Below are 26,922 nucleotides of genomic sequence, written 5' to 3' on the forward strand. Positions count from 1 at the left end.
AGACCGAAATGGACAGTGGATTCCAGGGCGACGATCCGATCGTCGCAGCCGCCGCCCGCTTCGTGGATCGGGCGTTCGACTTCGAGCGTCGGGCCCGGGTCGTCGCGGATCCGGAGGGCGAGGGCGCACGTCTGTGGTCCGAGCTCGGCGACGCCGGCATGCTCGGTCTGCGGGCGCCGGAGGACGCGGGCGGCGTCAACGCGACGGCGGCGCAGACGGCCAGGGTGCTCGAGGCGTTCGGCAGCGGCCTGATGATTGCGCCGTTCGTTCCGGGCGCGGTGATCTGCATGGAGATCCTGCGCGGATCGACCACGCCCGCCGCCGCCAGCTTGATCGAGCGCGTGGCGCTGGGCGAAGCGCGCCCGGCGCTCGCCTATCTCGAGCCCGGCCGGCGCCATGCGGATGCGCGGTTCGGCGCGACCCTCGGCGCCGACGCCCGGATCTCCGGCCGCAAGACGGCGGCCTGGGGGGCGGCCTACGCGGACGCGCTGGTGATCGCGGCGACGGATGCGCAGGGCGCGACGGCGCTGGCGCTGGTGGATCCGGCGGGGCCGGGCGTCGAGGTGCAGGGCTATGCGACCTATGATGGAGGGGACGCGGCGGAGATCGTCCTCGACGGCGCGCCCGCGGTCGAGATCCTCGCAGCCGGGCCAGGGGCGGAGGCGTTGCTGCGGCGCGCGCTCGACCTTGGCGCGCTGGCGCTGGCGGCGGAAGCCGTCGGCGTGATGGCGCAGGCGGTGGACATCACCCGCGAATACCTGGTCACCCGCAAGCAGTTCGGCCGTCCGCTGAGCGCCAACCAGGCCCTGGCCCACCGCATGGTGGAGATCTGGTGCGAGGTGGATCTGTCGCGCGCGCTGGTCGCACGGGCCGCGCACGCCTTCGACGCCGATCCGGAGGGCGAGGGTCATCGCATGGCGGCGGCGGCCAAGGCCTTCGCGGCCGAGGCCGGTCGGCTGGTGGGTCAGGAGTGCGTCCAGATGCACGGCGCCATGGGCGTCACCGCCGAGGCGCGGATCTCCCACCACTACAAGCGGCTGGTGGCGATCGACACGGTCTGCGGCAGCGTCGCGACGAACCTCGCGCGGTTCGCCGCCGCAGCCTGAGGCGGCCGGGTCGCGCCCCGCCTCGGGCGGGGCGCGACGCTCACTCCAGCGCGCCCATCTTGCGCGCGATCTCCGTCGCGCGGCGGCGGAAGCCCTGCCAGCCGAAGCTCTCGATCATCGCCGGATAGACCTCGTCGATCGCCTCGTCGAGGGACTGCACCAGCCCGCGGTAGATCTGTCGCTTCATGACGGCAAGCGACTCCGGTTCCGTCGAAGCCGCCAGGCTGCGGGCGTAGTCCTCGGCCGCAGCCAGGGTTCCACCCCCGGACACCGCGTTGTTCACGAGGCCGAGGCGCTCGGCCTCGGCGCCGTCGACGAAGCGGGCGGAAAACAGCAGGTCCGCCGCGACATGCGGCCCCGCGATGCGGGCGAGCAGCCACGGCAGGCCCATCTCGCCGATCAACCCCATGCGCGCGAACCCCGTCGACAGCTTCGCCTCGGCCGCGGCGAAGCGGACGTCGCAGAACATGGCCAGCGCAAAGCCGGAGCCGACGGCGGGCCCGTTGATCGCCGCCACGATCGGCTTGGGAACGCGCGCGAGCCAGGACCAGCGGTCGTCGTAGCCGGGCGGCAGGTCCAGCGCGCCCGGCACCGGCGGGTCGGGCCGCGTCTCGGGCACGTCCATCGGCTCGCCGCGCGCAAAGCCCGCCAGGCGCTTCATGTCCGCGCCGGCGCAGAAGGCCTTGCCGGCGCCGGTCAGCACGATGACCCGCGCCGCCTCGTCCGCGGCCGCGGCGCAGACGGCGGCGTGGACCGCCTCCCACAGGGGTTGGGTCATCGCGTTCGCCTCGTCCGGGCGGTTCAGCGTCAGCACCGCCACCCCTTCCGTTGTCCGCGTCGTCACCAGGTCGGGCGCGTCTGATCCGGCCATGCTCGTCTCCCTGTCTCGAATCCTCAGTTGATGTATTTACATTAAAAGATAATGACGGCATATTCAAACCGACTCGAAACGCCTCATGCTCCCGGCCGCCGCCGCGGGGTCCGGGGCGGGCAGCTGGAAGGGCGCGGCATGCGGAGCGGACGAGCGGTCGAAGACGAGGGCGCCCCTGAGGCGGAGGACGCCGCCGGCGAGCCCCGCCGCGGCGAGCGCCGGCGTGGAGACACGCGGCTCGCCCTCACGCTGACGGCGGAGCGGGTGTTCGCGCAGGAGGGGGTCTCGAACACGCCCCTGCGGCGCATCACCCAGGCCGCCGGACAGAAGAACGAGTCCGCGATCCAGTATCATTTCGGCTCCCGCGAGGCGATGGTCCAGGCGATCCTCGAGCTGCGCACCACCGCGGTGAACGCCGAACGCGAGCGGATGCTGGAGCTCGAGCGCGCCCGCGCCGACGGCCGGACCCTGTCGGCCCGCACAATCGCCCGCTGCATGGTGGAGCCGCTGGCCGACCACCTGCGGCGATCCGGCGGAGACAGCCACTACATCCGCTTCCTCGCCCAGCTGTGGCTCGACCGAGCGATGTGGCGGAAGCTGGAGAACAAGGCGCAGGACTCCGGCATCGTCGCCTGTCTCGCCGCGCTGGAGGCCGCCAATCCCCACCTCCCGCGCGAGGTGGTCCATCAGCGCTTCGGCCTTGCCATCCAGATGCTGAACCTCGGCCTGGCGGCGATGGAGCAGCTGATCGACGACCGCGGCGCCGCCTACGACTGGAAGAAGGGCGAGCTGCGGCTGGCCAACATGGTCGACTGCATCGAGGCGGTCTTTCAGGCGGCGCTGTCGCCTGACTCGATCGACGCCATGGCGCAGATCAGGCGCGACCCCTGACGGCGACCCCGCGCGGCGACGACCGCGCGGGTCCCGGACATCGCGACGCAGAGCGCGGGCCGGACCTCCTGGGAGGATAGGCATGACCAGAGTGCTCGACGCGACGAACGGCGTCGTCTTCTTCGCCCTGGCGCTGTTCGCGCTGTGGACGGCCTGCTTCGGCGGCTTCGATCCGATCTACCAGCGCGGCCTGGCGGTCGCCGCAGCCTTCGCGGCGGTGGTCTGCGCGCGCCGTCTGGCGCGGCCGAACCGATGGCTGGCCGCGCTCGACCTCGGACTGGTCGCGGCCTTCGCCTGGGGCGTCTGGCTGTTCATGGAGCGCACGGCCGAGGCGGTCGACCTGTTCGTCGACTACTCCCCCGTGGACCAGTGGAGCGCGCTGGCCGCGACCCTGGCCCTGATCGAGGTCACGCGGCGCGAGTTCGGCGGTCCCCTCGCGGCGGTTGCGGGCCTGAGCCTGGGCTATTGCTTCGCGGGCCCCTGGCTCCCGGGCGCGCTCTACCACGCGGGCTTCAGCCTGGATCAGACCATGCAGTTCGTCTGGTATGGCTTCCAGGGCGTGTTCGGCCTGCCGGTCGGCGTGGTCCTGGACACCATCCTGGTCTTCATCGTGTTCGGCGTGGTCCTGGGCGGCACCGGCGCGGCCGACACGCTGATGAAGGTCGCCTTCGCGCTCACCGGCCGCCTGCGCGGCGGTCCGGCCCACGCGGCCATCGTGTCGAGCTGCGTGTTCGGGACCATGTCCGGCAGCGTGACGGCGAACGTCGTCGGCACCGGCACCTTCACCATCCCGATGATCCGTCGCCGCGGCTTTCCCCCTGTCTTCGCCGGCGCGCTGGAGACGGCGGCCTCGACCGGCGGGCAGATCATGCCGCCGGTGATGGGGGCCGCCGCCTTCCTGATGGCCGACCTGACGGGCACGCCCTACGCGCAGGTCTGCCTGGCCGCGCTGGCGCCGGCGCTGCTCTACTATCTTTCCCTGTTCCTCTCGGTGATCTTCGAGGTGCGGCGCATCGGGGTGGAGCCGATCCCGCTCGCGGAGCGGACGGGACTGACGTCCCGCGACCTGGTGCGGTCGCTGTCCTTCGTCGCGCCGATCGCCGTGATCATCGGAGTGCTGGTCATGGGCCGCTCGCCGGCGCTCGCGGGGTTCTGGGCGACCGTCGCGGCGCTGGTCTTCGGCCTGGTCAACGTCGAATTCCGCGAGGACCCGCTGCGCATCCTGCGCACCCTGCGGGCGGCGGGGGCGGCTTCGGCGAACATCCTGATCGCGGTCGCGGGCATTGGCGTGATCCTGGCGGTCCTGAATCTGACCGGCATCGGACTGACCTTCGCCTCGCTGGTCAACGCCTTCGCCGGCGACAGCCTGCTGGTCGCGCTGCTGCTGACCGCGGCCGCGAGCCTGGTGCTCGGCATGGGGATGCCGACAGTGCCGGCCTATCTCGTGATCGTCCTGGTGCTCGGCCCGACCCTTCGCCAGCTGGGCGTCGAGATGATCGCGATGCATCTCTTCGTGCTCTACTTCGGCGTGATGTCGGCGCTGACGCCGCCGGTGGCGCTGGCCGCCTTCGCGGCGGCGCCGATCGCGGGGGCGAACCCCCTGCCCATCGCGGTGCGCGCCATGCGCCTGGCGCTGGTCGGCTTCCTGATGCCCTTCGCCTTCGTCTTCGATCCCGCGCTCCTGTTGATCGGCGACTTCGACCTGCTCGCCTGGGCCTGGGCCGGGGCGAAGGTGACCGTCGCCACCTGGCTGGTGGCCTCGGCCGTGGCGGGCTGGGACGCGGCGAAGCTGGCGCCGCTGGACCGGATCGCGGCGCTTGTCTCGGCGCTCGCCATCATTTCGGCCGGGACCATCGCGGCCCCGGTCGGCCTCGCGGCGGGGCTGGCCCTGCTGGCCCGCCGCCGCGTGTTCCCCGGCGCATCCGTGCGCGCGGGCGCAAAGCAACCGTCGCCCCAGACCAACGAGCGGCGGACACCCGGACAGGAGAGGAAAGGAGAAGCGACATGAATCGCATCGTGAGAGGATTTGCGGCCGGCCTGGTCGGCGCGGCGTTCGCCGCAGGCGCGGGGTCCGCGCAGGAGACGGTTCTGCGCGCCGACACGTCGGGGCAGGGCTCGGTGCCCGCGATCATGATGGTCACGCTGGGCGAGGTTCTTCAGGACCAGACGCCCTATCGCCTGCAGATCTCGACCGGCAAGGCGGGCACCCGCTCGGCCGTCGACGGGGCGAAGGGGAACGTCGACGTGTTCTCCAGCGCGCCGACGATCACCCACTACATGAAGACCCAGACGCTGATGTTCGCCAAGATGGACGACGCGCCGGAGCTGGCCACGCACATCCGCTCGATCGTCAACTATCCGTTCGGCGCCTACCACGCGGTGACCTGGGCGGATTCGGGGATCGAGAGCCTGAAGGACGTGAAGGGCAAGCGGCTGTTCGTCGGGCCGCCGGGCGGGGCCGCCGTGCGCTCCTCCGTCTCGATGATCGAGGCGGAGACCGGCTACAAGATGGGCGAGGACTACGATACCGCCAAACTGGACTGGAACGCCGGCTTCCAGGCCTTCCAGGATCGCCAGGTCGACGTCTACTTCATGCCCTCCGCCGCGCCGGCCGCGCAGTTCCAGCAGCTCGCCGCGATGGGCGAGATCCGCTTCCTCGGCCTGTCGGACGAGGCGGCCAACAGCGATCTGATCAAGGAGGTGATCAGCGTCGTGGGCCGCACGATCGAGGAGCTGCCGCCCGGCATCTACGGGCCCAACCAGGTCAACGAGACGCCCGTCAAGACGCTGGGCACCTGGGGCGTGCTGGACGTCGGCGCCCATGTCGACGAAGAGACCGCCTACCAGATCACCAAGGCGTTCTGGGACAACATCGACCGCTTCCACGAGGCCTCGGTCCCGCTGAAGTCGATCACGCGGGAGACCGGGATCAAGTATCTCGCCTCGCCCCTGCATCCCGGCGCCTACCGCTACTACAAGGAAGCGGGCTTCGACATTCCGCCCGGCGCGGTCCCGCCCGAGGTCAGCCAGTGAGCGCCGCGCTCGACGAAGCCGTCCGGACCCGGCCTGCGCCGGGTCCGCTGGCGGCGCTGCTGTCGCCGCGGTCGGTGGCGGTGGTGGGCGCATCCTCCGATCCGACGCGGATCGGCGGGCTGGTCGTCGACATCCTCAAGCGGCAGGGCTTCGCGGGGCCGATCCTTCCGATCAACCCGTCGCGCGACGAGATCCAGGGGCTGAAGGCCTGGCCCAGCGTCGCTGCGGCGCCGGGCGGCGCCGACCTGGCGGTGATCGCGGTGCCGGCGGCCGCCGCGATGCAGGCGCTGGACGACTGCGCGGCGGCCGGCGTCGGCGCGGCGGTGATGCTGACCGCCGGCCTCGCGGAAACCGGAGAGCCCGAGGGCGTCGCCGCGCAGGCGGCGCTGGTCGCCCGCGCGAGGGAGGCCGGCATTCGACTGCTGGGGCCGAACTGCGCAGGGCTCGCGAACTTCAACATCAACCTCGCGGCGAGCTTTCATCCCGCGTTCCGTCATGGCGGCGGCCGCGGCGGGCGCATCGCGCTGGCGGCGCAGAGCGGCGCCTTCGGCGGGCTCGCCCATCATGAAGCGACCCTGCGCGGCCTCAGCCTCGGCGCGATTGTTACAACCGGCAACGAGGCTGACGTGCAGATCTCGGACTGCATCGAGCACTTCGTTCGGGATCCCGCCATCGAGGTGATCCTGGCCTATGTCGAGAGCGTGCGGGACGGCCCCCGCTTCATCGCCGCGCTGGAGGCGGCGCGGGCGGCGCGCAAGCCCGTGGTGATGGTCAAGGTCGGCGACAGCGAGGCGGGGATGCGCGCCGCCGCCTCCCACACCGGGGCGCTTGCCGCGCCCTCGGCGGTGATGGCGGGCCTGCTTCGCCAGCATGGCGTGATCCGCGCCCGCTCGATCGAGGAGCTGTTCTCGCTCGGCTACGCGCTCGACCGGCTGCCCCTGCCGCGATCGCGCCGGCTGGGCGTCGTCACCGGCTCGGGCGGCGTGGGGGTGCTGCTGGCCGACGACGCCGCCTCGCGCGGGCTGGAGGTGGCGCCGCTCAGCGCCGAGGTCGGACGACGGATCAAGGAGATCGTGCCCTATGCCGGGGTTTCGAACCCGGTCGACGTCACCGGCCAGGTCCTGAACGACCCGGCGCTGTTCGAGCGGGTCATGAAGACCATCGCGGACGAGGACTTCGGCGCACTCGCCATCCACACCGGCATCTCGACCACGCTGCCGGCCTTCGGTCCGCCGGTGACGGCGATGGCCGAGGCTTTGCGCCTGCGACGGCCGGATCTGCCGCTCGCGTTCGTGGGTTACTTCACGGACGAATTGCGCGCAGCGCTGGAGGCGGCCGGCTGCGCCTGCTTCGCCGAGCCGACGCACGCCACCCGCGCCCTGGCCGCTCTCGCCGATGCGGCGGAGGTCTTCGCCCGCCCGGCCGCGGCTCCGCCGGCCCCGGCGGCGGTCGGGCCCCTGCCGTCCCGCCCGCGGGAGGCCGACGCGCTGCGCCTTGCCGCCGCCGCCGGGATTCCGGTCACCCCCTTCGCGGAGGCCGAGGGTCCCGACGAGGCCGCCGCCGCCGCGGCGCGGCTCGGCTTGCCGGCGGTCCTGAAGGTTCACGCCGCCTCCGTGGCGCACAAGTCCGACCTCGGGGGCGTGGCGCTCGGTCTGACATCGCCCGAGGCGGTGAGGGACGAGGCGACGGCGATGACCGCACGGCTGCGCGCGAACGGCGTGGCGGAAGCGGAAGCCTCGTCCTTCCTGGTCGCGCCGATGGCGCGCGGCGAGGTCGAGGTGATCGTCGGCATGCACCGCGACCCGGTGCTGGGGCCGGTGGTCATGGTCGGGCTGGGCGGCGTCGACGCAGAGGCGATGCGCGACGTCGCTTTCCGGGTCGGCGCCATCGGGCGGGACGAGGCGCGCCGCATGATCGCCGAGCTCGGCTCCTACCCCCGGCTGCTCCCGCACCGGACGCGGCCCGGGGTCGATCTCGATGCGCTCGCCAGTGCGGTTTCGGCCCTGTCGCGGCTCGCCGTCGGTCTGCCCGACCAATTCGACTCCTTCGAGATCAACCCGTTGTTCGTCGGGCCTGAAGGGGTTGTCGCCGTGGACGCGCTGCTGGGACTGGGCCGATCGGCGGATTGACGGCCGGGGTCCTGCCCGGCGCGACGACGGCGACCCCGCTGGGCGGGCCGTCGGCGACGCCGGCCCGGGGCAGGACCGACGCCGTTGCGACACGTGCGGGAGCGCCGGCCGGCCGCAATCGTCGCGCAGCCCGGCCCGATCGCGTCGCCTTGCGCGGTCGGGCGTCGCCCCTCGATCGACATCGTCCCCAGCGGACTGGGTCGTTGCGTCGCGCATCTCCGCGGTCGCGGGCGGGTCCGCGACGATCCGAGACCGGGGGGCGCCTCCTCCGGACCGCCGGTCGCGCGCATCCCGGCGCGCGCGGCCGCTCCGCGCGCGCCGGCGGCAGAGCGATATTGAAGTTCTTTCGGTCATCACCATTTCGCGCCGGAGCTGGACATGAGCCAGGGCTGAGAGGGCTGGAATGGTCGACACCTGGTTGCCGCTCGTCGCGGGGCTCGCGCTTCTCGTCGGCGGAGGAGACGTCCTTGTCCGCGGGGCGGTGAGGGCCGCCGAACGGATCGGCATCTCGCCGCTGGTGATCGGGCTCACCCTGGTCGGCTTCGGCACCTCCATGCCCGAGCTGGTGACCTCGGTGCAGGCCGGTCTGAACGGCTCGCCCGGGATCGCCTACGGCAATGTCGTGGGGTCCAACATCGCCAACATCCTGCTCATCGCCGGCGTATCCGCCCTGATCTGCCCCATCGTCGTGGCCCGTTCCGCATTGCGCCGAGACGCGGTCGTGATGCTCCTGGCCGCCGGGGCCTTCCTCGGCCTTGCGGCGCTGGCGCCGATGGGGCGGCCGACGGGCGCGGCGCTGGTCGTCGCCCTGGTCGGCTACATCTGGTTCGTGATCCGGCAGGAGCGTGCGGCCGCCGATGGCGGCGCGATCCATGACAAGAGCCTGGCCTTGTCGGAAACGGAGCCGGGCCTCGCCCCCGCGCACGGCGGCGGGAGCCTCGGCGTCTCCCTGCTGACCGCCGTGGCGGGGCTTGCGCTGGTCGTGGCGGGCGGGTCGCTGCTCGTCGACGGCGCCGTCGCCCTGGCGCGTGGCTTTGGCGTCTCGGAAACCGTGATCGGACTGACCATCGTGGCGATCGGAACCTCGATGCCGGAGCTGGTCACCTCGGTGATCGCCGCGCTGAAACGGCAGGGCGACGTTGCGTTCGGCAATATCGTCGGATCCAACATCTACAACGTTCTCGGCATTGGCGGCACGACCGCGCTGATCGCCCCCTCCGTCGTGCCGGAGGAGCTTGTCCGGTTCGACGCGCCGATCATGATCGGCGTCTCGGCCCTGCTGGTGCTGTTCGCGGCGACGGGACTGCGCATCGCGCGTCGCGAAGGCGCCGTCCTGGTCGCGGGCTATGCCTCCTACGTCTGGATCCTCTGGCCCTGAGCGCGACCGTCCGCACTCGACCTCTCGTCGTCCTGCTTCTGGCTGCGGCGTTGCCGGCCTCGGCCGAGACCGGCGGCTGGCTGCGGACGGTGCACGGCCTGTCGCGGGTCGGGGTTTCGCGGATCGAGATCTGCGGCGGTCACGGGCCTGAGGTCGTGACCCTTGATCGGGAGGGGCCACGGGTGGATCCCGCGCAGGCCCACTGCGGTCATTGCCCGGACTGCATGCAGCTCCCGCTCGCCCAGCCGCCGATCCCCGCCGCGCCGCCCATGCATGACGGGGTCGCGCATCGTTCACCGCAGCCGATCTCTGCCAGGAGGGCGGCGAGGTCGATGCGCCGCCCCACCGCCGTCCGATCGGGGGCCGCGCCCGCTTGCCAGGCGGCCAGCGCCTCTGGATCGGGAGCCTGATGCTCGAACCGGAAGCGGCGGCGCAGGGCGGTGCCGAGCGGCGCGATCGAGCGATCGGCCGTGTTCATCGTGCCGATGATGTGCAGGTTCGCCGGAAGCGTGAAGGCCTCGCCCGAATGGGGCAGCGTGACCGAGACGACGTTCGGCGCGCCTGTCTTCCTCTATCAGGGTGATCAGCTCGCCCATCACCTTGGAGATTCTGGCGCGGTCTATCTCGTCGATGATCAGGACATGGGGCGGGGGCGGACCGTCGCCGGGCGGGCACGCCGGCTTCCTGTGCGGCGAGGCCCACCTTTGAGCCGATCTGGGAGAATTCGTTGCGAGCCAAGGCATCGCGCCATCGGATCAGGTCTTCTTCATGCCGGCGACAGGCCTCTGCCGCGGCCAGCGCATTCTGCGCCAGCCGGGTCAGCATCGCCTGAACCTGCACCCTGTGGACCATCGTCATCCCGAGCTCGATCCTCACCAGAGCGAAGACTCGGTCTAGCGCGGCGCGCACGTGTGCGGCGACCCGCGAGGCTTCTGAGAAGCAGCGGGTGCGAGTCGAGACTCGAAAAAAATCTTTGTAGCGAAGTCTTCTTGGGTTCGAGCGCGGCGGGGGTGCGGATGCGCACTCGCCAGATCCTGTTTCGCAGGCAGAGCCCACAGCCCGGAGGGGCCGTCGCCGGCGTCGCCATGTGGGTCACATCCTGCGCCAAAGTCGGCGCCACAAGGAGGACGAGCGGAAAGGACGATCTTGCGATCGTCTTTTCAGGTCAACGGCTTGTCGGAGGTGTGGCTGGGGAACCTGGATTCGAACCAGGACCGACGGAGTCAGAGTCCGCTGTTCTACCGTTAAACTATTCCCCAACGGCGACGGGCGCTGAACTACCCTCGGCGGCGGGGCGGGTCAAGGGGCGACGGAGGGATTCCGCTGCGCAATCGGGCGAGGGAGGCCGAGGCGAGCGGCATTCGGGGAATCTCCGCGCATGCGGGGGCTTCTCAAGGCAGGGCGGGCGCACTATTTCAACGGTCAGGCGGGTGCTGTCCTTCTCGTCATGGGCCCAAATCCTGGTGGCCTATTCATTCTCGCGGGAGCTGGCTCTGCTTCGGGTCGTGGCCTGTGGCACCCGGCGCCCACCTGGTTATCCAGGCTCGCGAGGATTGGACGCCCGAACGGCCGCGACGGGCCCGCCGCCTTGAATTCCGCCTCCGGAACGGATGCGCCGCGCGACGACGCGCGGGCGATGGCCGGGAAGGCGGGTCCTGCGAGGCCGCCTTGCGGATTGCAGTTCGCGATCGCAGGATGCGGACCCGGCGCCTCGATGCGGGCTCGAAATCCGCGGATGAGGGCCGCACGTCAGGTTGCGGAACGGCCGCAGGCGCGGCCGGCGACTTGCGCCCGGGCGCGCGGCGGTGCATCGTTCGCGCGGTCGCGAAACGTGCGAAGCGGTGCGCGCCGCCCGCGTCCCGCCCGCCGGAACCGGCCGTCCCGAAACCGGGCCGGCCTCGCCCTCCGACCCCCGCCGCCCTTCCCGATCCCTGCCCGGAGCCCCTGCATGTCCGCCCCTCTCGACGGCATTCGCGTCCTCGATCTGTCCCGTATCCTCGCCGGCCCCTGGTGCACCCAGATGCTGGCCGACTTCGGCGCGGACGTGATCAAGATCGAGAACCCGGACGGGGGCGACGACACCCGTTCGTGGGGGCCGCCGTTCCTCAAGGACAAGGACGGCAACGACACCAACGAAGCCGCCTATTACATGTCGGCCAACCGCAACAAGCGCTCGGTCACCGTCAACCTCCGCTCGGAGGAGGGCAAGGAGGTGATCCGGGAGCTCGCCAAGACCGCGGACGTGGTGGTCGAGAACTTCAAGGTCGGCGGGCTGGCGAAGCTCGGCCTGGGCCATGAGGACCTGATGGCGCTGAACCCGCGGCTGATCTACTGCTCGATCACCGGGTTCGGGCAGACCGGGCCCAAGGCGCCGGAGCCGGGTTACGATTACCTGATCCAGGGGCTGGGGGGGATCATGTCGATCACCGGCAACCCCGACGGGACGCCCGGCGCGGGGCCCCAGCGGGTCGGCATCGCGATCTGCGACCTGACCACGGGGATGTATTCGACCACCGCCATCCTCGCCGCCCTCCAGCACCGCGAGCGGACCGGGCGGGGGCAGCACATCGACATGGCGCTGCTCGACGTCCACGTGGGGTGGCTGGCGAACCAGGCGATGAACTACTTCATCGGCGGCCAGGTGCCCGAGCGCACCGGCGCCTGGCACCCCAACCTCTCGCCTTACCAGCCCTTCCCCTGCTCGGACGGCGAGGTGATCGTGGCGTGCGGGAACGACCGCCAGTTCCGGATCCTCGCCCGCGAGCTCGGCGTGCCGGAGCTTGCCGAGGATCAGCGGTTCGTCACCGTGCCCGACCGCAACGCCAACCGCGTGGCGCTGGCCGAGATCATCTCGGAGCGGATGCGCCTCAAGCCGCGCGAGCACTGGCTGACCGGGCTGCCGGCGGCGGGAGTGCCGTGCTCGGGCCTCAACACCATCGACAAGACCTTCGAGGAGCCGCAGGTGATCGCCCGCGGCATGAAGGTCGAGGTGCCCCATCCGTTGTCGCCGACCGGCACCGTTCCCAATGTGGCGAACCCGATCAAGTTCTCGGACTCGAAGATCGCCTACCGCCGCGCCGCCCCGATGCTGGGCGAGCACACCGACGAGGTTCTCTCGGACGTGCTCGGCCTGGACGCGGAGCGGATCGCGGCCCTGAAGGAGGCGGGCGCGCTCTGAAGGCGCGCCGCCGTCGGACCCCGGGGGGGGACCATTCGAACGACGACCGGAGGGCGGAAGGGCCGCCCTTCGGCGCCCCGACCGCGACGGACAGGCCGATGGCGCCGCCGCGCGGATCGGGCGAAAGTCGATGACCGCTCTGGAGACCGCTGATGCCCCCCCATGCCGACGCGCCGGCCCTCGTGCTGGCAGGCCCGATCGCCCAGTTCAACATCGCCCGAATGCGCTGGCCCCGCGAGGACCGGCGGATGTCGGGGTTTGTGGACAACATCGACCGGCTGAACCTGCTGGCCGAGCGCTCGCCCGGGTTCCTGTGGCGCGAGACGGCGACGCCGGAGCTGTTTCCGGGCGATCGGCGGATGACCTGGACCCTGTCGGTCTGGGAGAGCCCGGACGCGCTGGCCGATTTCACCTTCCGAACCGTGCACGCCCGCTTCCACGCGCGCCGGCGCGAGTGGTTCGAGGAGCTGGGCGAGGCGTTCATGGCGCTGTGGCCGGTGCACTACGAGCAGTGGCCTGCGCCGCTCGAGGCGCTGGAACGGCTGGAACGGCTGCGTCGCGAGGGGCCGACCGAGCACGCCTTTGGCTGGGAATCGCTGCCCGCCGTGCGTCGGGCGCGCAAGGTCTCGCCCGAGGTGGCGCTGGTGGGGACCGGCGGGACGCCGGTCGAGCCCGAGGCGGAGGAAGAGGCCGAAGCCCGGGCCCGCAGCACCGGCCGCTCCGGCTCCGGCGGCGCGCCGGGCGATCTGCACGTGCACTGAGCTCGCGGCGGGAGCGTCTGGGGGGCGTCGGGCCGGATGCGGGGATCGCGGCGTCCTCGTTCGCGCGAGCGCCGGGGACGCGTGCGCCCCGGCGCCGCCGCTGCGCGTCGGCGACCGCCCCGCCCTGCGTCCCCGCCGAGGCGTCTCCTTCACGGCGGGCGGGCCTCAGGGGAGGGGGCGGCTTTTGCCCTCCTCGTCGATGGCGACGTAGATGAAAACCGCCTCGGTGACCTTGTGCCGCTCGCCCGAGGGCATGCGGGTGATCCAGGCCTCGACGCCGTAGCGCATCGAGGAGCGGCCCTGTTTCTGCAGGTCGGCGAAGATCGTGACCATGTCGCCCACCTGCACGGCGCGGTGGAAGGTCATCGCCTCGACATGCACCGTCGCCACCCGCCCGCGGGAGCGGGCGCGGGCGGGGATCGAGGCGCCGAGGTCCATCTGGCCCATCAGCCAGCCGCCGAAGATGTCGCCGTTGGCGTTGGTGTCGGCCGGCATCGCCAGCGTCTGCAGGGCGAGGTCGCCCTTGGGTTCGGTTGCGTCGGACATCGCTCTTCCCCGGTCTTTTCTGGTTTTCTCGGTTACAGGCCCGGGCCGCGCGGGCCGGGGTCGAGATCCTGGGCAAAGCACAGGACGTGGCCCTCGGGGCTCGCGACCTCGACCTCGCGGCAGGCGTAGGGGGTGTCCTCCGGCCCCCTGCGGATCGTCACGCCGTTGGCGGCGGCGAGCGTGGCGAAGTCGCGCGCGTCCTCGACGTAGATGCAGGCCGCCCAGGCGGTGGGGCCCTCGGCCCCGTTCGGCGCCGCGGGCGGGCCCTCGGCCCGGCGCAGGGCCAGGGTCGCGTCGCCCAGGCGCGCCACCCCGAAGCTGGGCGCGCCGGCCTCGTCGCGCCACCAGCCGGCAAGCGTGAAGCCCAGGCCCGCGGTCAGGAACGCGGCCACCGCCTGCGGATCGGCGCAGGCGAGCACCGGCATCGCTCGGATCCCCCCCATGACCGGCTCAGTAGAGGGTCTTGGAGAGGGCGCCGTGGATCTCCTCGGTCGACTGCGCGGGGCCGTCGAGCCTGAGGTGATCCTTGAACATTTCGCCGGGCTTGGGCAGCGCGGCCTTCTCGGGCCAGGTGTCCGCATCCCACAGGCCCGAGCGCAGGAAGGCCTTGGCGCAGTGCAGGTAGACCTCGCGCGCCTCGACCCGCATCACGGTGATCGGCAGGCGTCCCTTGTGCTCGAACGGGGCCAGGATCTCGGGCTCCTCGTGGATCGTGGCCGGGCCGTTGACGCGCAGGGTCTCGCGCAGACCGGGGATCAGGAAGATCAGGCCGACGTGGGGGTTCTTGAGCACGTTGCGATAGCCGTCCAGCCGCTTGTTGCCCGGCCAGTCGGGCAGCAGCACCGCGGCCGAGCCCTCGGCCTGCGCGAAGCCCGGCTGGTCGCCCTTGGGCGAGACGTCGAGCGTGGTCCCGTCGGAGGTGGCCACGAAGCAGAACGGGCTGAGCTCGAGGAACCGCAGGCAGTGGCGGTCGAGGTGGTTCAGCTCCTTGTCCAGGACGCGTTGCGAGGGCTCTCCGTAGACGTCGCGAAGGTGCTGGAGGTCGGTGATCATGGCGGGCTCCGGCCGGGGGCGAGGTGGCCGCCAGGGGCGGTCGGGGCAAGACTAGACCCGGTTTCCGTAGGGCGCCAGCGTCGGGAGGCGGGATGCGGCGGGCGGGCGCGGCCCTGCGCCGCTCCGCGTCCGCCGCGTCGCCGCGACTTCGAAACCCGGCGCCCGCGCCACGTCCCGCGCCAGCCCGGTCTGCATTGGGAAACCCCGCAGGGGATCGCGCCAGGGCCGGAACGGCCCTGGGCGGCCGAGGGGGCTCGATGCCCCCGAGGACGCCACCCGGCCCTGGGCGCGGCGGGGCCGGTTGTGCGGCGCCGTCAGAAACGAAGAACGGGCCCGAAGGCCCGTCCAGCGCGGTTCGCGATGGTCTCGCCTCAGGCGGGGGCGGCGGCGGCGACGCCGACCATGGCCGGGCGCAGCAGGCGGCCGGCGATGGTGAAGCCGGTCTGCATCACCTGGATCACCGTGCCGGGCTCGGCGTTGGGCACGGGCGCCTCGAACATCGCCTGGTGCACCTTGGGGTCGAACTTGTCGCCGACCTCGGGCGCCACCGCCTCGATCCTGTGCTTCTCGAAGGCGGCGAGCAGCGCCCGGCGGGTCAGGTCGATGCCCTCCATCACCGGCCCCGCAGCTTCCCTGGCCCCGTCGTCGGCGGCATCGAGCGCCCGGCCGAGGTTGTCGTAGACGTCCAGCACGTCGCGGGCGAGCTTCGTGCCCCCGTAGGCCTGCGCGTCCTTCACGTCGCGCTCGGCGCGCTTGCGCACGTTCTCGGTCTCGGCCAGCGCCCGCATCAGACGGTCGCGCAGCTCGTCCCGCTCGGCCAGCGCCTGGGTCAGCGAGGCCTCGAGGTCGTCCTGGGGATCCTCCTCGACCACGCCCGCGGCCTCGGCGTCCGAGACATGCATCGCGGCGTCCTCGGCCCAGGCCTCCTCGGTGTCGCCCGCGCCTTCGCTCACGGCATGCTCGCTCCAGGTCTCGCCCTGGTCCTCGGCGCGGTCCTCGGCGGTTTCGGTTTCGGTCTCGACCCGGCGGCCGCCCTGTTCCTGTGCGCTCATCGTCTCCGTTCCATGCGTTCAGCCGCGGCGCCGGTCGGTGACCATCCGCCCCATGAGGCGGGCGGTATAGTCCACGATAGGCACCACGCGGCCATAGTTGAGGCGCGTCGGGCCGATGACTCCGAGCGCGCCGATGATCCTGCGTTCCGCGTCCATATAAGGAGCGATCACCAGAGAGGAACCCGAAAGCGAGAAGAGCTTGTTCTCCGAGCCGATGAAGATCCGCACCCCCTCGCCGTCGTCGGCGAGCTCGAGCAGGTCCAGCAGGTCCTTCTTGCGCTCCAGATCGTCGAACAGTCGGCGCATCCGCTCGAGCTCGGCCTCGCCCTCCATGCCCTCGAGCAGGTTGGACTGGCCCCGGATCAGCAGCCGCTCGGGTCCGACCGTGCTGGCCTCGCCCGACCATACCGCGATGCCCTGCTCGACGAGCCCGGCGGCCAGCGCGTCCAGCTCCTGCCGGCGCAGGGCGATCTGGTCGGAGACGGCGCGCGCCGCGTCCGTCAGCGTGCGCCCGCGCAGCATGGCGTTGAGGAAGTTCGCCGCCTCCCGCATCGCCGAGGGGGTGACGCCGGGCGGCGGGGTGATCACCCGGTTCTCGACCGCGCCGTCCTCGGTGACCAGAACCACCAGGGCGGCGCCGTCGGACAGCGTCACGAATTCCAGGTGCTTGACCGCGGCCTCGGTCTTGGGCGCGAGCACCAGGCTCGCGGAATGCGTCAGCCCCGAGAGCAGCGCGCCGGCGCGGGCGACGATGCCAGCGACGTCGGAATGCTCCTCGCCCATGCCGCGCTCGATCCGCTGACGCTCCTCCTGGGGGACGTCGCCGATCTCGAGCAACCCGTCCACGAACATGCGCAGCCCGTGCTGGGTGGGAATGCGCCCGGCGGAGACATGCGGCGAGCCCAGCAGGCCGAGCTCCTCCAGGTCCTGCATCACGTTGCGGACGGTCGCGGCGGACAGCGGCTGCTCCAGCGCCTTGGACAGCGTGCGCGAGCCCACCGGGTCGCCGGTTTCCAGATAGGTCTCGACGAGCTGGCGGAAGATCGCCCGGCTGCGCTCGTTGAGGTCGCCAAGCGTCACGCTGTGCGTGGTCATGTCGGCGTCATGCTTCCTTTCCTGGCGCGCACATGTCGCGGCGCGCCGTCGAACGGGACTGTCAGAGAGGTATGGCGCAGGGGGGGCGAGGTCAATTCGCCTTGCGGTCGCCCTCGAGGGCCCCGGCCGCGACCCGCATGCCGGCGCCCCACATCAGGCCCAGTCCGCTCGCCGCCAACGGGGCGACGTCGAACGCCATGGTCCTGCCCGCCCTCAGCCCCCAGAGCCAGGTGAGCGCGCCGGCGACGAGCAGGGGCAGCGCCGCGGGACGCGAGCGACCAGCGCCAGCCTCCCGCAGCGGCGGACGAAGCGGGGGCGGGCATCGGGCGGCGCGCCCCGCAGGCATAGGCGTCCTGCGGGTTCATGGTCATGCCTCGGCCCTCGTCCGGCCTTTCGCGCCGGGCCCTCAGGATATCGCCGCTCGCGCGGGCGTTCGCAACGAAACCACGCGCTGGACCGCGTCGGCCGGGTTGCTCCCGCCCCGGCCGCAGCGGTAAGAGACGCGCCAGCAGATCGCTCCCTCCGGGGCGCCCACGACAACGAGGTCCCGACATGCGCCCATCCGGCCGCGCCCCCGACCAGCTCCGCTCCGTCGTCATCGAGACCGGCGCGACCAAGCACGCCGAGGGCTCCTGCCTGATCCGCATGGGCGACACCCATGTGCTGTGCACCGCCTCGATCGAGGGGCGCACGCCGCCGTGGATGCGCAACTCGGGCCTCGGCTGGGTCACGGCCGAGTACGGGATGCTGCCGCGCGCCACCCACACCCGCAACCGGCGCGAGGCCTCGGCGGGCAAGATCACCGGCCGCACGCAGGAGATCCAGCGTCTGATCGGCCGCTCGCTGCGCGCCGGGACCGACCGGGTGATGTTGGGCGAGCGCCAGATCACCATCGACTGCGACGTGATCCAGGCCGACGGCGGCACCCGCTGCGCCTCGATCACCGGCGGCTGGGTGGCGCTGCGCCTCGCAGCCCAGAAGCTGGTCGACGCGGGCGAGCTGAAGGAGAACCCGATCACCCAGCACGTCGCCGCGATCTCCTGCGGCGTCTACGAGGGCAAGCCGGTGCTGGACCTTGATTACGCCGAGGACTCCGAAGCCGGCACCGACGCCAATGTGGTGATGACCGGCGCCGGCGGGCTGGTCGAGGTGCAGGGCTCGGCCGAGGGCGCGACCTTCTCGCGCGCCGAGCTCGACACGCTTCTGAACCTGGCCGAGGCCGGGATCGCGCAGCTGGTCGCGGCCCAGAAAACCGCGGTCGGGGGCTGAGCCCATGACCCGCCGGCTGGACGCGAAGAAGATCGTCGTCGCCTCGCACAACGCCGGCAAGGTGGCCGAGATCCGCGCCCTGCTGGCCCCCTGGGGGATCGAGACGGTCTCGGCCGCGGAGCTGGACTTCCCCATTCCCGACGAGACCGAGGACAGCTTCGAGGGCAACGCCGCGATCAAGGCGCTGGCCTCGGCGAAGGCCGCCGACCTGCCCGCCCTGGCCGACGACAGCGGCATCGAGGTCGACGCGCTGGGCGGCGCCCCCGGCGTGCACACCGCCGACTGGGCCGAGACGCCCCAGGGCCGCGACTTCGGCCGCGCCATGGCCCGCACCCATGCGGCCCTGCTGGAGGTCAACGCCTCGCCCCCCTGGCACGCCCGCTTCGTCTGCGTGCTGGCGGTGGCCTGGCCCGACGGGCATGTCGAGCATGTGCGCGGCTCCGCCGAGGGCCGCGTCACCTGGCCCGCCCGCGGCGCGCAGGGCCACGGCTACGACCCGATCTTCGAGCCCGCCGCCGGCGACGGCCGCACCTTCGCCGAGATGACCGAGGACGAGAAGAACCTGATCTCGCACCGGGCCGAGGCCTTCGCGAAGCTCGCCTCCGAGATCCTGCCCGAGCAGGGCTGAAGCCCCGCGCCTCGCCTTTCACTGGCCGGGGAGCCGGACGCCCGATACGCGACGCGCCCCGGACTTGATCCGGGGCCTCCCGCGGCCGATGTGGGAGAGGCCCCGGATCAGGTCCGGGGCGCCCCCAGGAGATCCGTTTGCGCATGACCCCCAGCCCGGTTCCCGCCCGAAGCCCGGACGCGGCGACCCCCGCCGCCCCCGACTGGCAGGCGGGTGGCTTTGGCGTCTACGTGCACTGGCCCTTCTGCCTGGCCAAGTGCCCCTACTGCGACTTCAACTCCCACGTCAGCCGCGAGGTCGACCAGGACGCCTGGCGCAAGGCCCTGCTGTCGGAGATGCGCGCGGCGCGCGAGCTGACCGGACCGCGTCGGGCCCGCTCGATGTTCTTCGGGGGCGGCACGCCCTCGCTGATGCCCCCCGCAACGGTGGCCGCCCTGATCGAGGAGGCCGACCGCCTCTGGGGCTTCGAGCCGGACGCCGAGGTGACGCTGGAGGCCAACCCCACCTCGATCGAGGCCGGGAACTTCCGCGGCTACGCCTCGGGCGGGGTGAACCGGGTGTCGATGGGCGCGCAGGCGCTGAACGACGCGGACCTGAAGAAGCTCGGCCGGATGCACACCGCCGCCGAGGCGCGCGCGGCCTTCGACGTCGCGCGCGCCGCCTTCGCCCGCGTCAGCTTCGACCTGATCTACGCCCGCCAGGACCAGACCCCCGCCCAGTGGGAGGCCGAGCTGACCGAGGCGCTGGCGATGGCCATCGACCACCTCTCGCTCTACCAGCTGACCATCGAGGCCGGCACCCGCTTCGGCGACCTGCACGCCCGCGGCCGCCTGCGCGGCCTGCCCAGCGACGACCGCGCCGCGACCATGTACGAGATCACGCAGGGGCTGACCGAGGCCGCCGGCCTGCCCGCCTACGAGATCTCCAACCACGCCCGTCCGGGCGCCGAGAGCCGCCACAACCTCGTCTACTGGCGCTATGGCGACTATGCGGGCATCGGGCCGGGCGCCCACGGCCGGGTCACCACCCCGCAGGGGCGGCTCGCGACCGAGACCCGCCGCGCGCCGACCGCCTGGCTGTCGCAGATCGACGCCGCGGGCCAGGACCTCGCGACCGAGCCCGTCGCCTCCGAGGACCAGGCCACCGAATACCTGATGATGTGCCTGCGGCTGGTCGAGGGCGCCGACCTCGCCCGCCACGCCCGCCTCGCCGGGGCGCCCATCGCGCGGGACCGCATCGCCGCGCTCGAGGCGCAGGGTCTGGTGCTGCGTGAGGGCGAGCGCCTGCGCGCCACCGCCCGCGGCCGGGCGCTGCTCGACCACGTGCTGCGCGAGCTGCTGGTCTGACCCCGCGCGCCGGACGTCCCGCCGCATGACGCGATATGGCGGGGCGGCGGCCAAGTCCTTATGATCCGCCCCGGCCGCGCCCGCCGGGCGTGGCCCGCAGCAGCCGCAGCCTCAGGGGGAGCGCCGCGCCCATGACCATCGTCACCGACGAGACGGCTTCCGCGCCGCGCGCCGACCTGTCGGTCGACCCGCTCGCCGCGCGCATCGTCGTCGCGACCGTCAACTACCGCGCGGGCGATCTCGTGCTGCAGGGCCTGCCGGCGCTGATCGAGGAGCTGTCGCGCTTTGCGCAGGGCGTGGCGGTGGTGGTCGACAACGCCTCGCCCAACGGCGACGGCGAGCGGCTGGCCGAGGGGCTGGCGGCGATGGGCTCGCCCGCGGCCGTGCGCCTCGTCCGCTCCCCGCTCAACGGCGGCTTCGCGGCGGGTAACAACCTCGCCTTTGCCGAGGCCAAGGCGCTCGGCTGGATCCCCGACGCGATCCTGCTGCTGAACCCCGACGCCGAGATGCGTCCCGGCGCCATCGAGGAGATGGTGCGCGTCATGTTCTCCCGCCCCAGGGTCGGCGTGGTCGGCGCGCGGCTCGAGAACGAGGACGGCTCCACCTGGATCGCCGCCTTCCACTTCCCCACCCCGATGCGGGAGTTTGCCGGAGAGCTGGGGCTGGGCGCCCTCGTCCGCCGCTGGCCGACCCTGATCGAGGAGACCGGGACCCCGGCCGAGGCCGACTGGGTCTCGGGCGCCTGCATGATGATCAACACCCGCCTGATCGACGAGCTGGGCCCGCTGGACGAGACCTATTTCCTCTATTTCGAGGAGGTCGACTACCAGCTCCAGGCCCACCGCGCGGGGTGGGAAGTCTGGCATGTGCCCGACGCGCTGGTGATGCACATCGCCGGCGCCTCGACCGGGATCGTCGAGGGCGTGGCGAAGGAGGGGCCGATGCCGGCCTACTGGTTCGCCTCCTGGCGGCGCTATTACGTGAAGAACCACGGGCCGGTGCAGGCGCGTCTGGCGGCGGCGGCGAAGCTTGCGGGGATCTGGCTGGGCGATCTGCAGCGCCGCCTGCGCGGCAAGCCGCCGGTGCACCGCCCGCCCCGCTTCGCGCCCGATTTCGCGCGCGCCTGCCTTCTGGGGCGCGCGCGCGCCTCCTCCGACTCCTGACCGCGAGCCCGAACGCCATGCCCGCAGCGCCCTGTCCCGACGGCTCCCGCAACGCCAACCCGCCCGGGATCTCGTTCTGGGCGCTGGTGCGGGAGGATCTGGCGACGCATGGGGGAGACCTCTTCGCGCAGGGCTTCTGGGCGGTGTTCTGGCACCGCTTCGGCAACTGGCGCATGTCGGTGCGCCCCAAGCCGCTGCGCGCGCCGCTGAGCGTGGTCTACAAGACGATGCACAAGCTCTCGCAGGTGATCGGGGGGATCGAGGCGCCCTACTCGATCCCCCTCGGCCGCCGGGTGAAGATCGAGCATTTCGGCGGCATCGTCATCTCGGCCCGCGGCATCGGCGACGATGTGATCCTGCGCCAGAACACGACGCTGGGGATCGCCGACCTCGAAGACCTGAACGCCCGCCCGACGCTGGGCGACCGGGTGCAGGTGGGCGTCGGCGCCGTGATCCTGGGCGACATCGTCGTGGGCGACGACGCCGTCATCGGCGCCAACGCCGTGGTGGTCCGCGACGTCCCCCCGGGCCACGTCGCCGTCGGCGTCCCCGCCCGCAGCCGCCCGCGCAAGGGGTTCGAGGGCGCCTGAGCGCCGCTCAGCGCCCCTCCGCCTCCACCCTGTCCAGCAGCCCCGCCACCGAGGGCTCGAGCAGGTCGAGCACGTGCTCGAAGCCTCCCGGACCGCCGTAGTAGGGGTCGGGGACCTCCCGCTCGGGCAGGGCGGGGGCGTGGGAGAGCATCAGGCTCAGCGTGGCGCGGGCGTCGGCGGGGCGGGCGCGCTCGAGCGTCGCAAGATTGTCCTTGTCCATCGCCAGCAGGTGGTCGAAGTCGGCGAAGTCGGCGCGCCGCAGCTGGCGGGCGCGCAGGGACGCGAGGTCATAGCCCCGCCGGGCGGCGGCCTCGCGCATCCGCGGATCGGGGGGCTCTCCCGCGTGCCAGCCGCCCGTGCCGGCGCTGTCGATCTCGACCTTCAGGCCGCGCGCCTCGGCCATCGCGCGGGCCACGCCCTCGGCGGCGGGGGAGCGGCAGATGTTGCCGAGGCAGACGAAGAGCAGGCGGGTCATGGGACCTCCGGTCGTCGGTCGGATCGTGGCGCGGCGCAGGGTTCCGCCGGCCCATCGGGTCGTGCCAGTGTCCCAGCCTGAGGGTGGAAACGAAAGGCCCGGCTCGAGGGCTGAAACGGAAGGCCCGGCCCGAGGGCTGAAACTGAAGGGAAGACGCCGATGATGACGCCGCGAATCGTGGTCCTGACGGGGGCCGGCATCTCGGCCGAGAGCGGCATGGGCACTTTCCGCGACGTGGGCGGGCTGTGGACCCAGGTGCGGCTCGAGGATGTGGCGACCCCCGAGGCCTTCGCCCGCGACCCCGTCATGGTGCTCGACTTCTACGACATGCGCCGCGAGCGGGCCGAGGCCGCGGAGCCCAACGCCGCCCATTTCGCGCTGGCCCGCCTGCAGGCCGCGCGGCCGGGCGAGGTGCTGATCATCACCCAGAACGTCGACGGCCTGCACGAGAAGGCGGCCGGGGCCGAGGGCGCCGACCCCGCCGAACTGATCCACATGCACGGAGAGTTCGCCAACGGCCTCTGCGCCGGCTGCGGGCACCGCTGGCGGTGGCCGGGCGGCAAGATGACGGTCGAGAGCCTGTGCCCCGCCTGCGCCAGGCCCCGCGTGCGCCCCGACGTGGTCTGGTTCGGCGAGATGCCCTACCGGATGGACGAGTGCTTCGCCGCGCTCGCGATGTGCGAGACGTTCGTCTCGATCGGCACCTCCGGCGCGGTCTACCCCGCCGCAGGCTTCGTGGCCGAGGCGCGCGAGAACGGCGCCCGGACGCTGGAGCTGAACCTCGAGCCCTCGGAGGGCGCGCACCACTTCCACGAGGCGCGCAACGGGCTCGCCTCCGAGGTCGTGCCGGCCTGGGTCGAGGAGGTCCTGGCAGGCTGAGCGCCTGCGCCCCCGGGTCCCGTCCGCCGCGCGGGCGGACGGGCGCGGGCGGCGCCTCAGTCGGCGGGCGCCATGCCCTTCATGTCGCCGTGCCCGGACTTGCCGTGGTCCATGCCGCTCATGTCCTGGCGCTCGTTGTCCACGGGGATCTCGACCGCGATCTCCTCGCCGTCGTCGAACACCAGAGTGACGGCGATGGCGTCGCCCTGCGCGAGGGGCGCGTGCAGGCCCATCATCATCACGTGGTCGCCGCCGCGCTTGAGCTCGTGCTCGCCGTGGGCGGGGACCTCCATCGAGTCGACGGGCCGCATCTTGGCGACGCCGTCCTCCATGATGTGGGTGTGCAGCTCGACCTTCGCGGCGACGTCGGAGCGGACACCGACCAGCCTGGCGGGCGAATCGCCCTCGTTGGTCAGCACCATGAAGGCGCCGGCCACCTTGGGGTTGGAGGAGCGCGCGTAGGCGTCGCGCACCGAAACGTCGGCGGCGAGGGCGGGCAGGGCGACGAGGGCGGCGAGGGCCGCCGCGGAAAGGGTGCGGATCATGTCTGTCTCCTGGTCTCGGATCTGCGGAATCTGGGGCTCAGGAGGCGTCGGGCGGATCCCTTGCGCAGGCGAGCGGCGCGTCGTGGCCGTCGAGACGGGGCGCCTCGGGCAGGGCTCCGGCGCGCCCGGGCGCATCGCCGCGGGCGGGGGCCTGGAGCGAGGAGGCGGGCAGCGCGATCGGGGCGAGGCAGCAGTCGAGGCAGCCGAGGTGGGAGGCCTCCTCGCGCGTCGGCGCGTCGGCGCGCGGCGCGCCGTCCGGGCCGATGTCGATGACGCCGCCCGAGCACAGGTGCAGCCGGATCCCGCCGGCGGCCTCGCCGGCATCGACGAAGGGCGCGGCCCGCAGGGCGACGCCCTGCAGCGTCAGCAAGACGGCCAGAAGGCCGATGAGCGCGCCCCGGATCATGCCGGCTGTCTATCGCGAATGACGACCGGTCCCAAGGGCTTTCGCGCCGCACGCGGCCCACACCGAGCAGGCGCCGCGTCACGCGCCCGCCCGGGCCCGAGGGTCCGCCCGCGGCGCGCGGCGGGCGGGGCGCCGGAGGCGACCGTCGCCCGCGAGGGGCGGCGCGCGATCCTCCGCGGGAGGGCGCGCCCATCGCAGGCAAGCGCCAACGCGGAAAGGCCGGTCCCCGTCGAGGGGGACCGGCCTTTTCAGACGTGACGGACCCGCGTCCGACCCGGCGGATCGCCGGGCGAGAGAGATCAGGCCGCGGCCTGCGCCTTCTCGATGTCGCGCTTGACCTTGAGGGCCTTGGGCGACAGCTCGGTGTCGCGGGACTTCGCCAGGTAGGCGTCAAGGCCGCCACGGTGATCCACCGTGCGCATGGCCGAGGCCGAGACCCGGAACCGGAAGGACCGGCCGAGCGTCTCGCTCTGCAGGGTCACCTGGTTCAGGTTCGGCAGGAAGCGCCGGTTCGTCTTGATGTTGGAATGGCTCACGTTGTGGCCAGTCAGCACGCCCTTGCCGGACAGCTCGCAGCGACGGGACATCGGTTTCGCCCTTGTTTCAGTGCACGCAGGGGCGCGCGGACCTATCCCGCGCCGCGCCCGAATTCGAGGCGCGTTCCATATCGAGTCGCAGGGGAGGCGTCAACCGGCGCCGGTCGAATGATCGCGATCCCGACGCATCGGCGCAGCGCCCCCGGGGCCGCGCCGGACCAGCGTGACGCCCGCACCACGCCGTGCCGAAACCGTTCATCAACCCGCGCGTGTCACTTGTTCGCAAACGCCTTTCCGGTCAAGCCGGGGACCAGCAGCCCGTCCGCGCGCGCGTGCCCGGACCCTCCCAGCCCGAAGACCCGGACCCGCTCATGCCGAAGCTCGGACGCTTCCACGACAACGCGCTCGATTCGATCGACTGGGGCACGCGGGTGCGCAGCAACGACGTGACGGTCTATTTCGCCGACCGCGGCGAGACCTTCGCGCGCGAGACCTCCGAGGGCTGGTCGTCCTACGAGAAGAGCCGCGCGATGGCCGCGCTCGACACCTATGCGGAAGTCACCGACCTGACGTTCCGCGAGGTCTCAAGCCCCGGCCGGGCCGACTTCAAGCTGGTGCTCAACGACTTCGGCAGCCGCAACCAGCTGGGCTTCTTCTACCCGCCCAGGGAGCAGCACGGCGGCGTCGGAGTCCTGAACTCCGGCGGCGCCGGCTGGACGCCGGAGAACGGCGACCGCGGCGGGCTGGCGGACGGCGGCCTCGGGTTCTCGACCCTGGTGCATGAGTTCGGCCACGGCCTGGGCCTCGCCCATCCCCACGACCGGGGCGGCCGCTCGGAGGTGATGCGGGGCGTGCGCACGCCCTTCGACGACTATGGCCGCGACGGGCTGAACAAGGCCGTGTTCACGGTGATGAGCTACAACCAGGGCGGGCCGGGGGGCGACGGCGGCGTCGGCTCGACCAACGCCTGGGGGGCGCAGGCGGGCCCCGGCGCGCTCGACATCACCGTGCTGCAGGCCAAATACGGCGCCAACCGGGACTTCGCCGCGGGCGACGACGTCTATGTGCTGCCCACCGGCGACCGGCGCGGAACCTTCTTCCGCACGATCTGGGACACCGAAGGCGTGGACGAGATCCGCCACCAGGGCGAGCTGGGCGCCGTGATCGACCTGCGCCCGGCGGCCGAGCGGGGCGAGACCGCGGGCGGTTTCGTCTCCTCGGCGCGCAAGAGCCCGGGCGGCTTCACGATCGCGGCGGGGGTCGAAATCGAGAACGCCCGCGGCGGGCGCGGCCGAGACGTGATCATCGGCAACGACGCCGACAACCGCCTGCGCGGAGGCGAGGGGCGCGACGCGATGGACGGCGATTCGGGGCGCGACGCGCTGCTGGGCGGCGCGGGGGGCGACACGCTCTACGGCGGTCGCGGCGGCGACCGGCTCGACGGCGGCGCGGGGACCGACTCGGTGCAGGCCGGCGAGGGACGGGACCTGGTTCAGGGCCGCGCCGGGCGCGACGAGATCGCGGGCGACGCCGGCGACGACGACCTGCGCGGCGGCGCCGGCCGCGACCGGCTGTTCGGAGGCGAGGGCGACGACAGGCTTTCGGGCGGCGACCGCGCGGACCTGCTGCATGGCGATGCGGGGCGCGACTCGCTGCAGGGCGGCGGCGGCGCCGACCGGCTGCACGGCGGCGGCGGGGCGGACGTGATCGACGGCGGCGCCGGCAGGGACCGGATGTGGGGCGACGCGGGCGCCGACCGTTTCGTGTTCCACCGCGCCCCCGAGGCCGACCGGATCCTCGACTTCGAGCCTGGCCGCGACGTGATCGACGTTTCCGGCGCCGGCTACGTCGCCGCCGACCTGAAGCTGGTCGACCTCGGCGACGGCCGCGTTCGCGCCCGCTTCGACGACGGCGCGCACCTGGTCATCCAGGGCGACGACGGCGCGCCGAGCCCGGACGATTTCCTCTTCGCCTGACCCGACCGTCGCCGGG

General features: G+C 72.5%; 26 protein-coding genes, 1 tRNA gene and 1 pseudogene. 15 read left to right on the forward strand and 13 right to left on the reverse strand.

The window, feature by feature from the left end:
- The first annotated feature begins 8 nt into the window (after positions 1 to 8).
- Positions 9 to 1,106: an acyl-CoA dehydrogenase family protein gene (locus AAC134_RS00785; protein ID WP_339947131.1), complete on the forward strand. Its 1,098-nt coding sequence runs from the start codon at positions 9 to 11 to the stop codon at positions 1,104 to 1,106.
- A gap of 40 nt (positions 1,107 to 1,146) precedes the next feature.
- Here the strand turns inward: AAC134_RS00785 and AAC134_RS00790 are convergent, their stop codons facing one another.
- Positions 1,147 to 1,977 carry an enoyl-CoA hydratase-related protein gene (locus AAC134_RS00790; RefSeq protein WP_339947132.1) on the reverse strand — a complete coding sequence of 277 codons (831 nt, stop codon included), beginning with the start codon at positions 1,975 to 1,977 and terminating at the stop codon, positions 1,147 to 1,149.
- 138 nt (positions 1,978 to 2,115) lie between these two features.
- Between AAC134_RS00790 and AAC134_RS00795 the strand changes: the two genes are divergently transcribed.
- The 5 genes from AAC134_RS00795 to AAC134_RS00815 all read left to right on the forward strand — a co-directional run bounded on the left by AAC134_RS00795 (position 2,116) and on the right by AAC134_RS00815 (position 9,408).
- The gene (locus tag AAC134_RS00795) at positions 2,116 to 2,868 is read left to right on the forward strand and encodes a helix-turn-helix domain-containing protein (protein ID WP_339947133.1); all 753 of its coding nucleotides are present in this window, start codon (positions 2,116 to 2,118) and stop codon (positions 2,866 to 2,868) included.
- Between the two features lie 82 nt (positions 2,869 to 2,950).
- On the forward strand, positions 2,951 to 4,876 hold the full coding sequence (locus AAC134_RS00800) for a TRAP transporter fused permease subunit (RefSeq protein ID WP_339947134.1): 1,926 nt from the start codon (positions 2,951 to 2,953) through the stop codon (positions 4,874 to 4,876).
- Complete coding sequence (locus tag AAC134_RS00805; protein ID WP_339947135.1) at positions 4,873 to 5,901, forward strand: TAXI family TRAP transporter solute-binding subunit; 1,029 nt, start codon at positions 4,873 to 4,875, stop codon at positions 5,899 to 5,901. The genes AAC134_RS00800 and AAC134_RS00805 overlap by 4 nt, the downstream gene beginning before the upstream one ends.
- Complete coding sequence (locus AAC134_RS00810; protein WP_339947136.1) at positions 5,898 to 8,030, forward strand: acetate--CoA ligase family protein; 2,133 nt, start codon at positions 5,898 to 5,900, stop codon at positions 8,028 to 8,030. The genes AAC134_RS00805 and AAC134_RS00810 overlap by 4 nt, the downstream gene beginning before the upstream one ends.
- 403 nt (positions 8,031 to 8,433) lie before the next feature.
- Complete coding sequence (locus AAC134_RS00815; RefSeq protein ID WP_339947137.1) at positions 8,434 to 9,408, forward strand: calcium/sodium antiporter; 975 nt, start codon at positions 8,434 to 8,436, stop codon at positions 9,406 to 9,408.
- Positions 9,409 to 9,616: 208 nt separating this feature from the next.
- On the opposite strand, the gene AAC134_RS00820 is transcribed toward AAC134_RS00815, so the two are convergent.
- The 3 genes and pseudogenes from AAC134_RS00820 to AAC134_RS00830 form a co-directional block, all read right to left on the reverse strand.
- On the reverse strand, positions 9,617 to 9,886 hold the full coding sequence (locus AAC134_RS00820) for a hypothetical protein (protein WP_339947443.1): 270 nt from the start codon (positions 9,884 to 9,886) through the stop codon (positions 9,617 to 9,619).
- A 109-nt stretch (positions 9,887 to 9,995) separates the two neighbouring features.
- Positions 9,996 to 10,151: pseudogene (locus AAC134_RS00825) on the reverse strand (hypothetical protein); the annotation flags it as partial.
- Positions 10,152 to 10,593: 442 nt separating this feature from the next.
- Positions 10,594 to 10,667: transfer RNA gene (locus AAC134_RS00830), tRNA-Gln, on the reverse strand.
- A gap of 689 nt (positions 10,668 to 11,356) precedes the next feature.
- Here AAC134_RS00830 and AAC134_RS00835 point away from each other — a divergent pair.
- The gene (locus AAC134_RS00835) at positions 11,357 to 12,586 is read left to right on the forward strand and encodes a CaiB/BaiF CoA-transferase family protein (protein ID WP_339947138.1); all 1,230 of its coding nucleotides are present in this window, start codon (positions 11,357 to 11,359) and stop codon (positions 12,584 to 12,586) included.
- A gap of 152 nt (positions 12,587 to 12,738) precedes the next feature.
- On the forward strand, positions 12,739 to 13,347 hold the full coding sequence (locus AAC134_RS00840; protein ID WP_339947139.1) for a DUF3291 domain-containing protein: 609 nt from the start codon (positions 12,739 to 12,741) through the stop codon (positions 13,345 to 13,347).
- Positions 13,348 to 13,512: 165 nt separating this feature from the next.
- Here the strand turns inward: AAC134_RS00840 and AAC134_RS00845 are convergent, their stop codons facing one another.
- The 5 genes from AAC134_RS00845 to hrcA all read right to left on the reverse strand — a co-directional run bounded on the left by AAC134_RS00845 (position 13,513) and on the right by hrcA (position 17,093).
- Entirely contained in the window at positions 13,513 to 13,893 is a 381-nt protein-coding gene (locus AAC134_RS00845) for a hotdog domain-containing protein (protein WP_339947140.1), read from the reverse strand.
- A 32-nt stretch (positions 13,894 to 13,925) separates the two neighbouring features.
- Positions 13,926 to 14,318 carry a VOC family protein gene (locus AAC134_RS00850; RefSeq protein ID WP_339947141.1) on the reverse strand — a complete coding sequence of 131 codons (393 nt, stop codon included), beginning with the start codon at positions 14,316 to 14,318 and terminating at the stop codon, positions 13,926 to 13,928.
- 25 nt (positions 14,319 to 14,343) lie between these two features.
- Positions 14,344 to 14,946 carry a pyridoxamine 5'-phosphate oxidase family protein gene (locus tag AAC134_RS00855; protein ID WP_339947142.1) on the reverse strand — a complete coding sequence of 201 codons (603 nt, stop codon included), beginning with the start codon at positions 14,944 to 14,946 and terminating at the stop codon, positions 14,344 to 14,346.
- A gap of 371 nt (positions 14,947 to 15,317) precedes the next feature.
- On the reverse strand, positions 15,318 to 15,998 hold the full coding sequence (grpE, locus tag AAC134_RS00860) for a nucleotide exchange factor GrpE (protein ID WP_339947143.1): 681 nt from the start codon (positions 15,996 to 15,998) through the stop codon (positions 15,318 to 15,320).
- 18 nt (positions 15,999 to 16,016) lie between these two features.
- Positions 16,017 to 17,093 carry a heat-inducible transcriptional repressor HrcA gene (gene hrcA / locus AAC134_RS00865; RefSeq protein WP_339947144.1) on the reverse strand — a complete coding sequence of 359 codons (1,077 nt, stop codon included), beginning with the start codon at positions 17,091 to 17,093 and terminating at the stop codon, positions 16,017 to 16,019.
- A gap of 552 nt (positions 17,094 to 17,645) precedes the next feature.
- Here hrcA and rph point away from each other — a divergent pair.
- The 5 genes from rph (at position 17,646) to AAC134_RS00890 (ending at position 22,089) form a co-directional block, all read left to right on the forward strand.
- Positions 17,646 to 18,362 carry a ribonuclease PH gene (gene rph, locus AAC134_RS00870; protein WP_339947145.1) on the forward strand — a complete coding sequence of 239 codons (717 nt, stop codon included), beginning with the start codon at positions 17,646 to 17,648 and terminating at the stop codon, positions 18,360 to 18,362.
- 4 nt (positions 18,363 to 18,366) lie between these two features.
- Complete coding sequence (locus tag AAC134_RS00875; RefSeq protein WP_339947146.1) at positions 18,367 to 18,990, forward strand: non-canonical purine NTP pyrophosphatase; 624 nt, start codon at positions 18,367 to 18,369, stop codon at positions 18,988 to 18,990.
- Positions 18,991 to 19,133: 143 nt separating this feature from the next.
- Positions 19,134 to 20,336 carry a radical SAM family heme chaperone HemW gene (hemW, locus tag AAC134_RS00880; protein WP_339947147.1) on the forward strand — a complete coding sequence of 401 codons (1,203 nt, stop codon included), beginning with the start codon at positions 19,134 to 19,136 and terminating at the stop codon, positions 20,334 to 20,336.
- 131 nt (positions 20,337 to 20,467) lie between these two features.
- Entirely contained in the window at positions 20,468 to 21,499 is a 1,032-nt protein-coding gene (locus tag AAC134_RS00885) for a glycosyltransferase family 2 protein (RefSeq protein ID WP_339947148.1), read from the forward strand.
- Between the two features lie 17 nt (positions 21,500 to 21,516).
- Positions 21,517 to 22,089, forward strand: a complete 573-nt coding sequence (locus tag AAC134_RS00890; RefSeq protein WP_339947149.1) for a hypothetical protein — start codon at positions 21,517 to 21,519, stop codon at positions 22,087 to 22,089.
- Positions 22,090 to 22,096: 7 nt separating this feature from the next.
- Here AAC134_RS00890 and AAC134_RS00895 read toward each other — a convergent pair whose 3' ends face one another.
- Positions 22,097 to 22,564 carry a low molecular weight protein-tyrosine-phosphatase gene (locus AAC134_RS00895; protein ID WP_339947150.1) on the reverse strand — a complete coding sequence of 156 codons (468 nt, stop codon included), beginning with the start codon at positions 22,562 to 22,564 and terminating at the stop codon, positions 22,097 to 22,099.
- Positions 22,565 to 22,726: 162 nt separating this feature from the next.
- Here AAC134_RS00895 and AAC134_RS00900 point away from each other — a divergent pair, with 162 nt between their 5' ends.
- Positions 22,727 to 23,443 carry an NAD-dependent deacylase gene (locus AAC134_RS00900; RefSeq protein ID WP_339947432.1) on the forward strand — a complete coding sequence of 239 codons (717 nt, stop codon included), beginning with the start codon at positions 22,727 to 22,729 and terminating at the stop codon, positions 23,441 to 23,443.
- Positions 23,444 to 23,499: 56 nt separating this feature from the next.
- Here AAC134_RS00900 and AAC134_RS00905 read toward each other — a convergent pair whose 3' ends face one another.
- From AAC134_RS00905 to rpmB, 3 genes are all read right to left on the reverse strand, one after another.
- Positions 23,500 to 23,988 (reverse strand): copper chaperone PCu(A)C, encoded by a 489-nt coding sequence (locus tag AAC134_RS00905; protein WP_339947151.1) that lies wholly within the window; start codon positions 23,986 to 23,988, stop codon positions 23,500 to 23,502.
- A 37-nt stretch (positions 23,989 to 24,025) separates the two neighbouring features.
- Complete coding sequence (locus AAC134_RS00910; RefSeq protein WP_339947152.1) at positions 24,026 to 24,394, reverse strand: hypothetical protein; 369 nt, start codon at positions 24,392 to 24,394, stop codon at positions 24,026 to 24,028.
- A 299-nt stretch (positions 24,395 to 24,693) separates the two neighbouring features.
- Positions 24,694 to 24,981, reverse strand: a complete 288-nt coding sequence (gene rpmB / locus AAC134_RS00915) for a 50S ribosomal protein L28 (protein WP_339947153.1) — start codon at positions 24,979 to 24,981, stop codon at positions 24,694 to 24,696.
- Positions 24,982 to 25,301: 320 nt separating this feature from the next.
- Here rpmB and AAC134_RS00920 point away from each other — a divergent pair, with 320 nt between their 5' ends.
- A complete protein-coding gene (locus AAC134_RS00920; RefSeq protein ID WP_339947154.1) occupies positions 25,302 to 26,906 on the forward strand; it encodes a M10 family metallopeptidase C-terminal domain-containing protein in 1,605 nt (534 codons plus the stop codon).
- Positions 26,907 to 26,922: the final 16 nt, after the last annotated feature.

It is taken from the genome of uncultured Albimonas sp. (assembly GCF_963977235.1).
Taxonomy (GTDB): domain Bacteria; phylum Pseudomonadota; class Alphaproteobacteria; order Rhodobacterales; family Rhodobacteraceae; genus Albimonas.

Bases quoted from the DNA above. Each gene is read 5' to 3' on its own strand.
- AAC134_RS00785 (WP_339947131.1), top strand. From the start codon at position 9: ATGGACAGTGGATTCCAGGGCGACGATCCGATCGTCGCAGCCGCCGCC.
- AAC134_RS00790 (WP_339947132.1), bottom strand. From the start codon at position 1,977: ATGGCCGGATCAGACGCGCCCGACCTGGTGACGACGCGGACAACGGAA.
- AAC134_RS00795 (WP_339947133.1), top strand. From the start codon at position 2,116: ATGCGGAGCGGACGAGCGGTCGAAGACGAGGGCGCCCCTGAGGCGGAG.
- AAC134_RS00800 (WP_339947134.1), top strand. From the start codon at position 2,951: ATGACCAGAGTGCTCGACGCGACGAACGGCGTCGTCTTCTTCGCCCTG.
- AAC134_RS00805 (WP_339947135.1), top strand. From the start codon at position 4,873: ATGAATCGCATCGTGAGAGGATTTGCGGCCGGCCTGGTCGGCGCGGCG.
- AAC134_RS00815 (WP_339947137.1), top strand. From the start codon at position 8,434: ATGGTCGACACCTGGTTGCCGCTCGTCGCGGGGCTCGCGCTTCTCGTC.
- AAC134_RS00820 (WP_339947443.1), bottom strand. From the start codon at position 9,886: ATGAACACGGCCGATCGCTCGATCGCGCCGCTCGGCACCGCCCTGCGC.
- AAC134_RS00835 (WP_339947138.1), top strand. From the start codon at position 11,357: ATGTCCGCCCCTCTCGACGGCATTCGCGTCCTCGATCTGTCCCGTATC.
- AAC134_RS00840 (WP_339947139.1), top strand. From the start codon at position 12,739: ATGCCCCCCCATGCCGACGCGCCGGCCCTCGTGCTGGCAGGCCCGATC.
- AAC134_RS00845 (WP_339947140.1), bottom strand. From the start codon at position 13,893: ATGTCCGACGCAACCGAACCCAAGGGCGACCTCGCCCTGCAGACGCTG.
- AAC134_RS00850 (WP_339947141.1), bottom strand. From the start codon at position 14,318: ATGCCGGTGCTCGCCTGCGCCGATCCGCAGGCGGTGGCCGCGTTCCTG.
- AAC134_RS00855 (WP_339947142.1), bottom strand. From the start codon at position 14,946: ATGATCACCGACCTCCAGCACCTTCGCGACGTCTACGGAGAGCCCTCG.
- grpE (WP_339947143.1), bottom strand. From the start codon at position 15,998: ATGAGCGCACAGGAACAGGGCGGCCGCCGGGTCGAGACCGAAACCGAA.
- hrcA (WP_339947144.1), bottom strand. From the start codon at position 17,093: ATGACCACGCACAGCGTGACGCTTGGCGACCTCAACGAGCGCAGCCGG.
- rph (WP_339947145.1), top strand. From the start codon at position 17,646: ATGCGCCCATCCGGCCGCGCCCCCGACCAGCTCCGCTCCGTCGTCATC.
- AAC134_RS00875 (WP_339947146.1), top strand. From the start codon at position 18,367: ATGACCCGCCGGCTGGACGCGAAGAAGATCGTCGTCGCCTCGCACAAC.
- hemW (WP_339947147.1), top strand. From the start codon at position 19,134: ATGACCCCCAGCCCGGTTCCCGCCCGAAGCCCGGACGCGGCGACCCCC.
- AAC134_RS00885 (WP_339947148.1), top strand. From the start codon at position 20,468: ATGACCATCGTCACCGACGAGACGGCTTCCGCGCCGCGCGCCGACCTG.
- AAC134_RS00890 (WP_339947149.1), top strand. From the start codon at position 21,517: ATGCCCGCAGCGCCCTGTCCCGACGGCTCCCGCAACGCCAACCCGCCC.
- AAC134_RS00895 (WP_339947150.1), bottom strand. From the start codon at position 22,564: ATGACCCGCCTGCTCTTCGTCTGCCTCGGCAACATCTGCCGCTCCCCC.
- AAC134_RS00900 (WP_339947432.1), top strand. From the start codon at position 22,727: ATGACGCCGCGAATCGTGGTCCTGACGGGGGCCGGCATCTCGGCCGAG.
- AAC134_RS00905 (WP_339947151.1), bottom strand. From the start codon at position 23,988: ATGATCCGCACCCTTTCCGCGGCGGCCCTCGCCGCCCTCGTCGCCCTG.
- AAC134_RS00910 (WP_339947152.1), bottom strand. From the start codon at position 24,394: ATGATCCGGGGCGCGCTCATCGGCCTTCTGGCCGTCTTGCTGACGCTG.
- rpmB (WP_339947153.1), bottom strand. From the start codon at position 24,981: ATGTCCCGTCGCTGCGAGCTGTCCGGCAAGGGCGTGCTGACTGGCCAC.
- AAC134_RS00920 (WP_339947154.1), top strand. From the start codon at position 25,302: ATGCCGAAGCTCGGACGCTTCCACGACAACGCGCTCGATTCGATCGAC.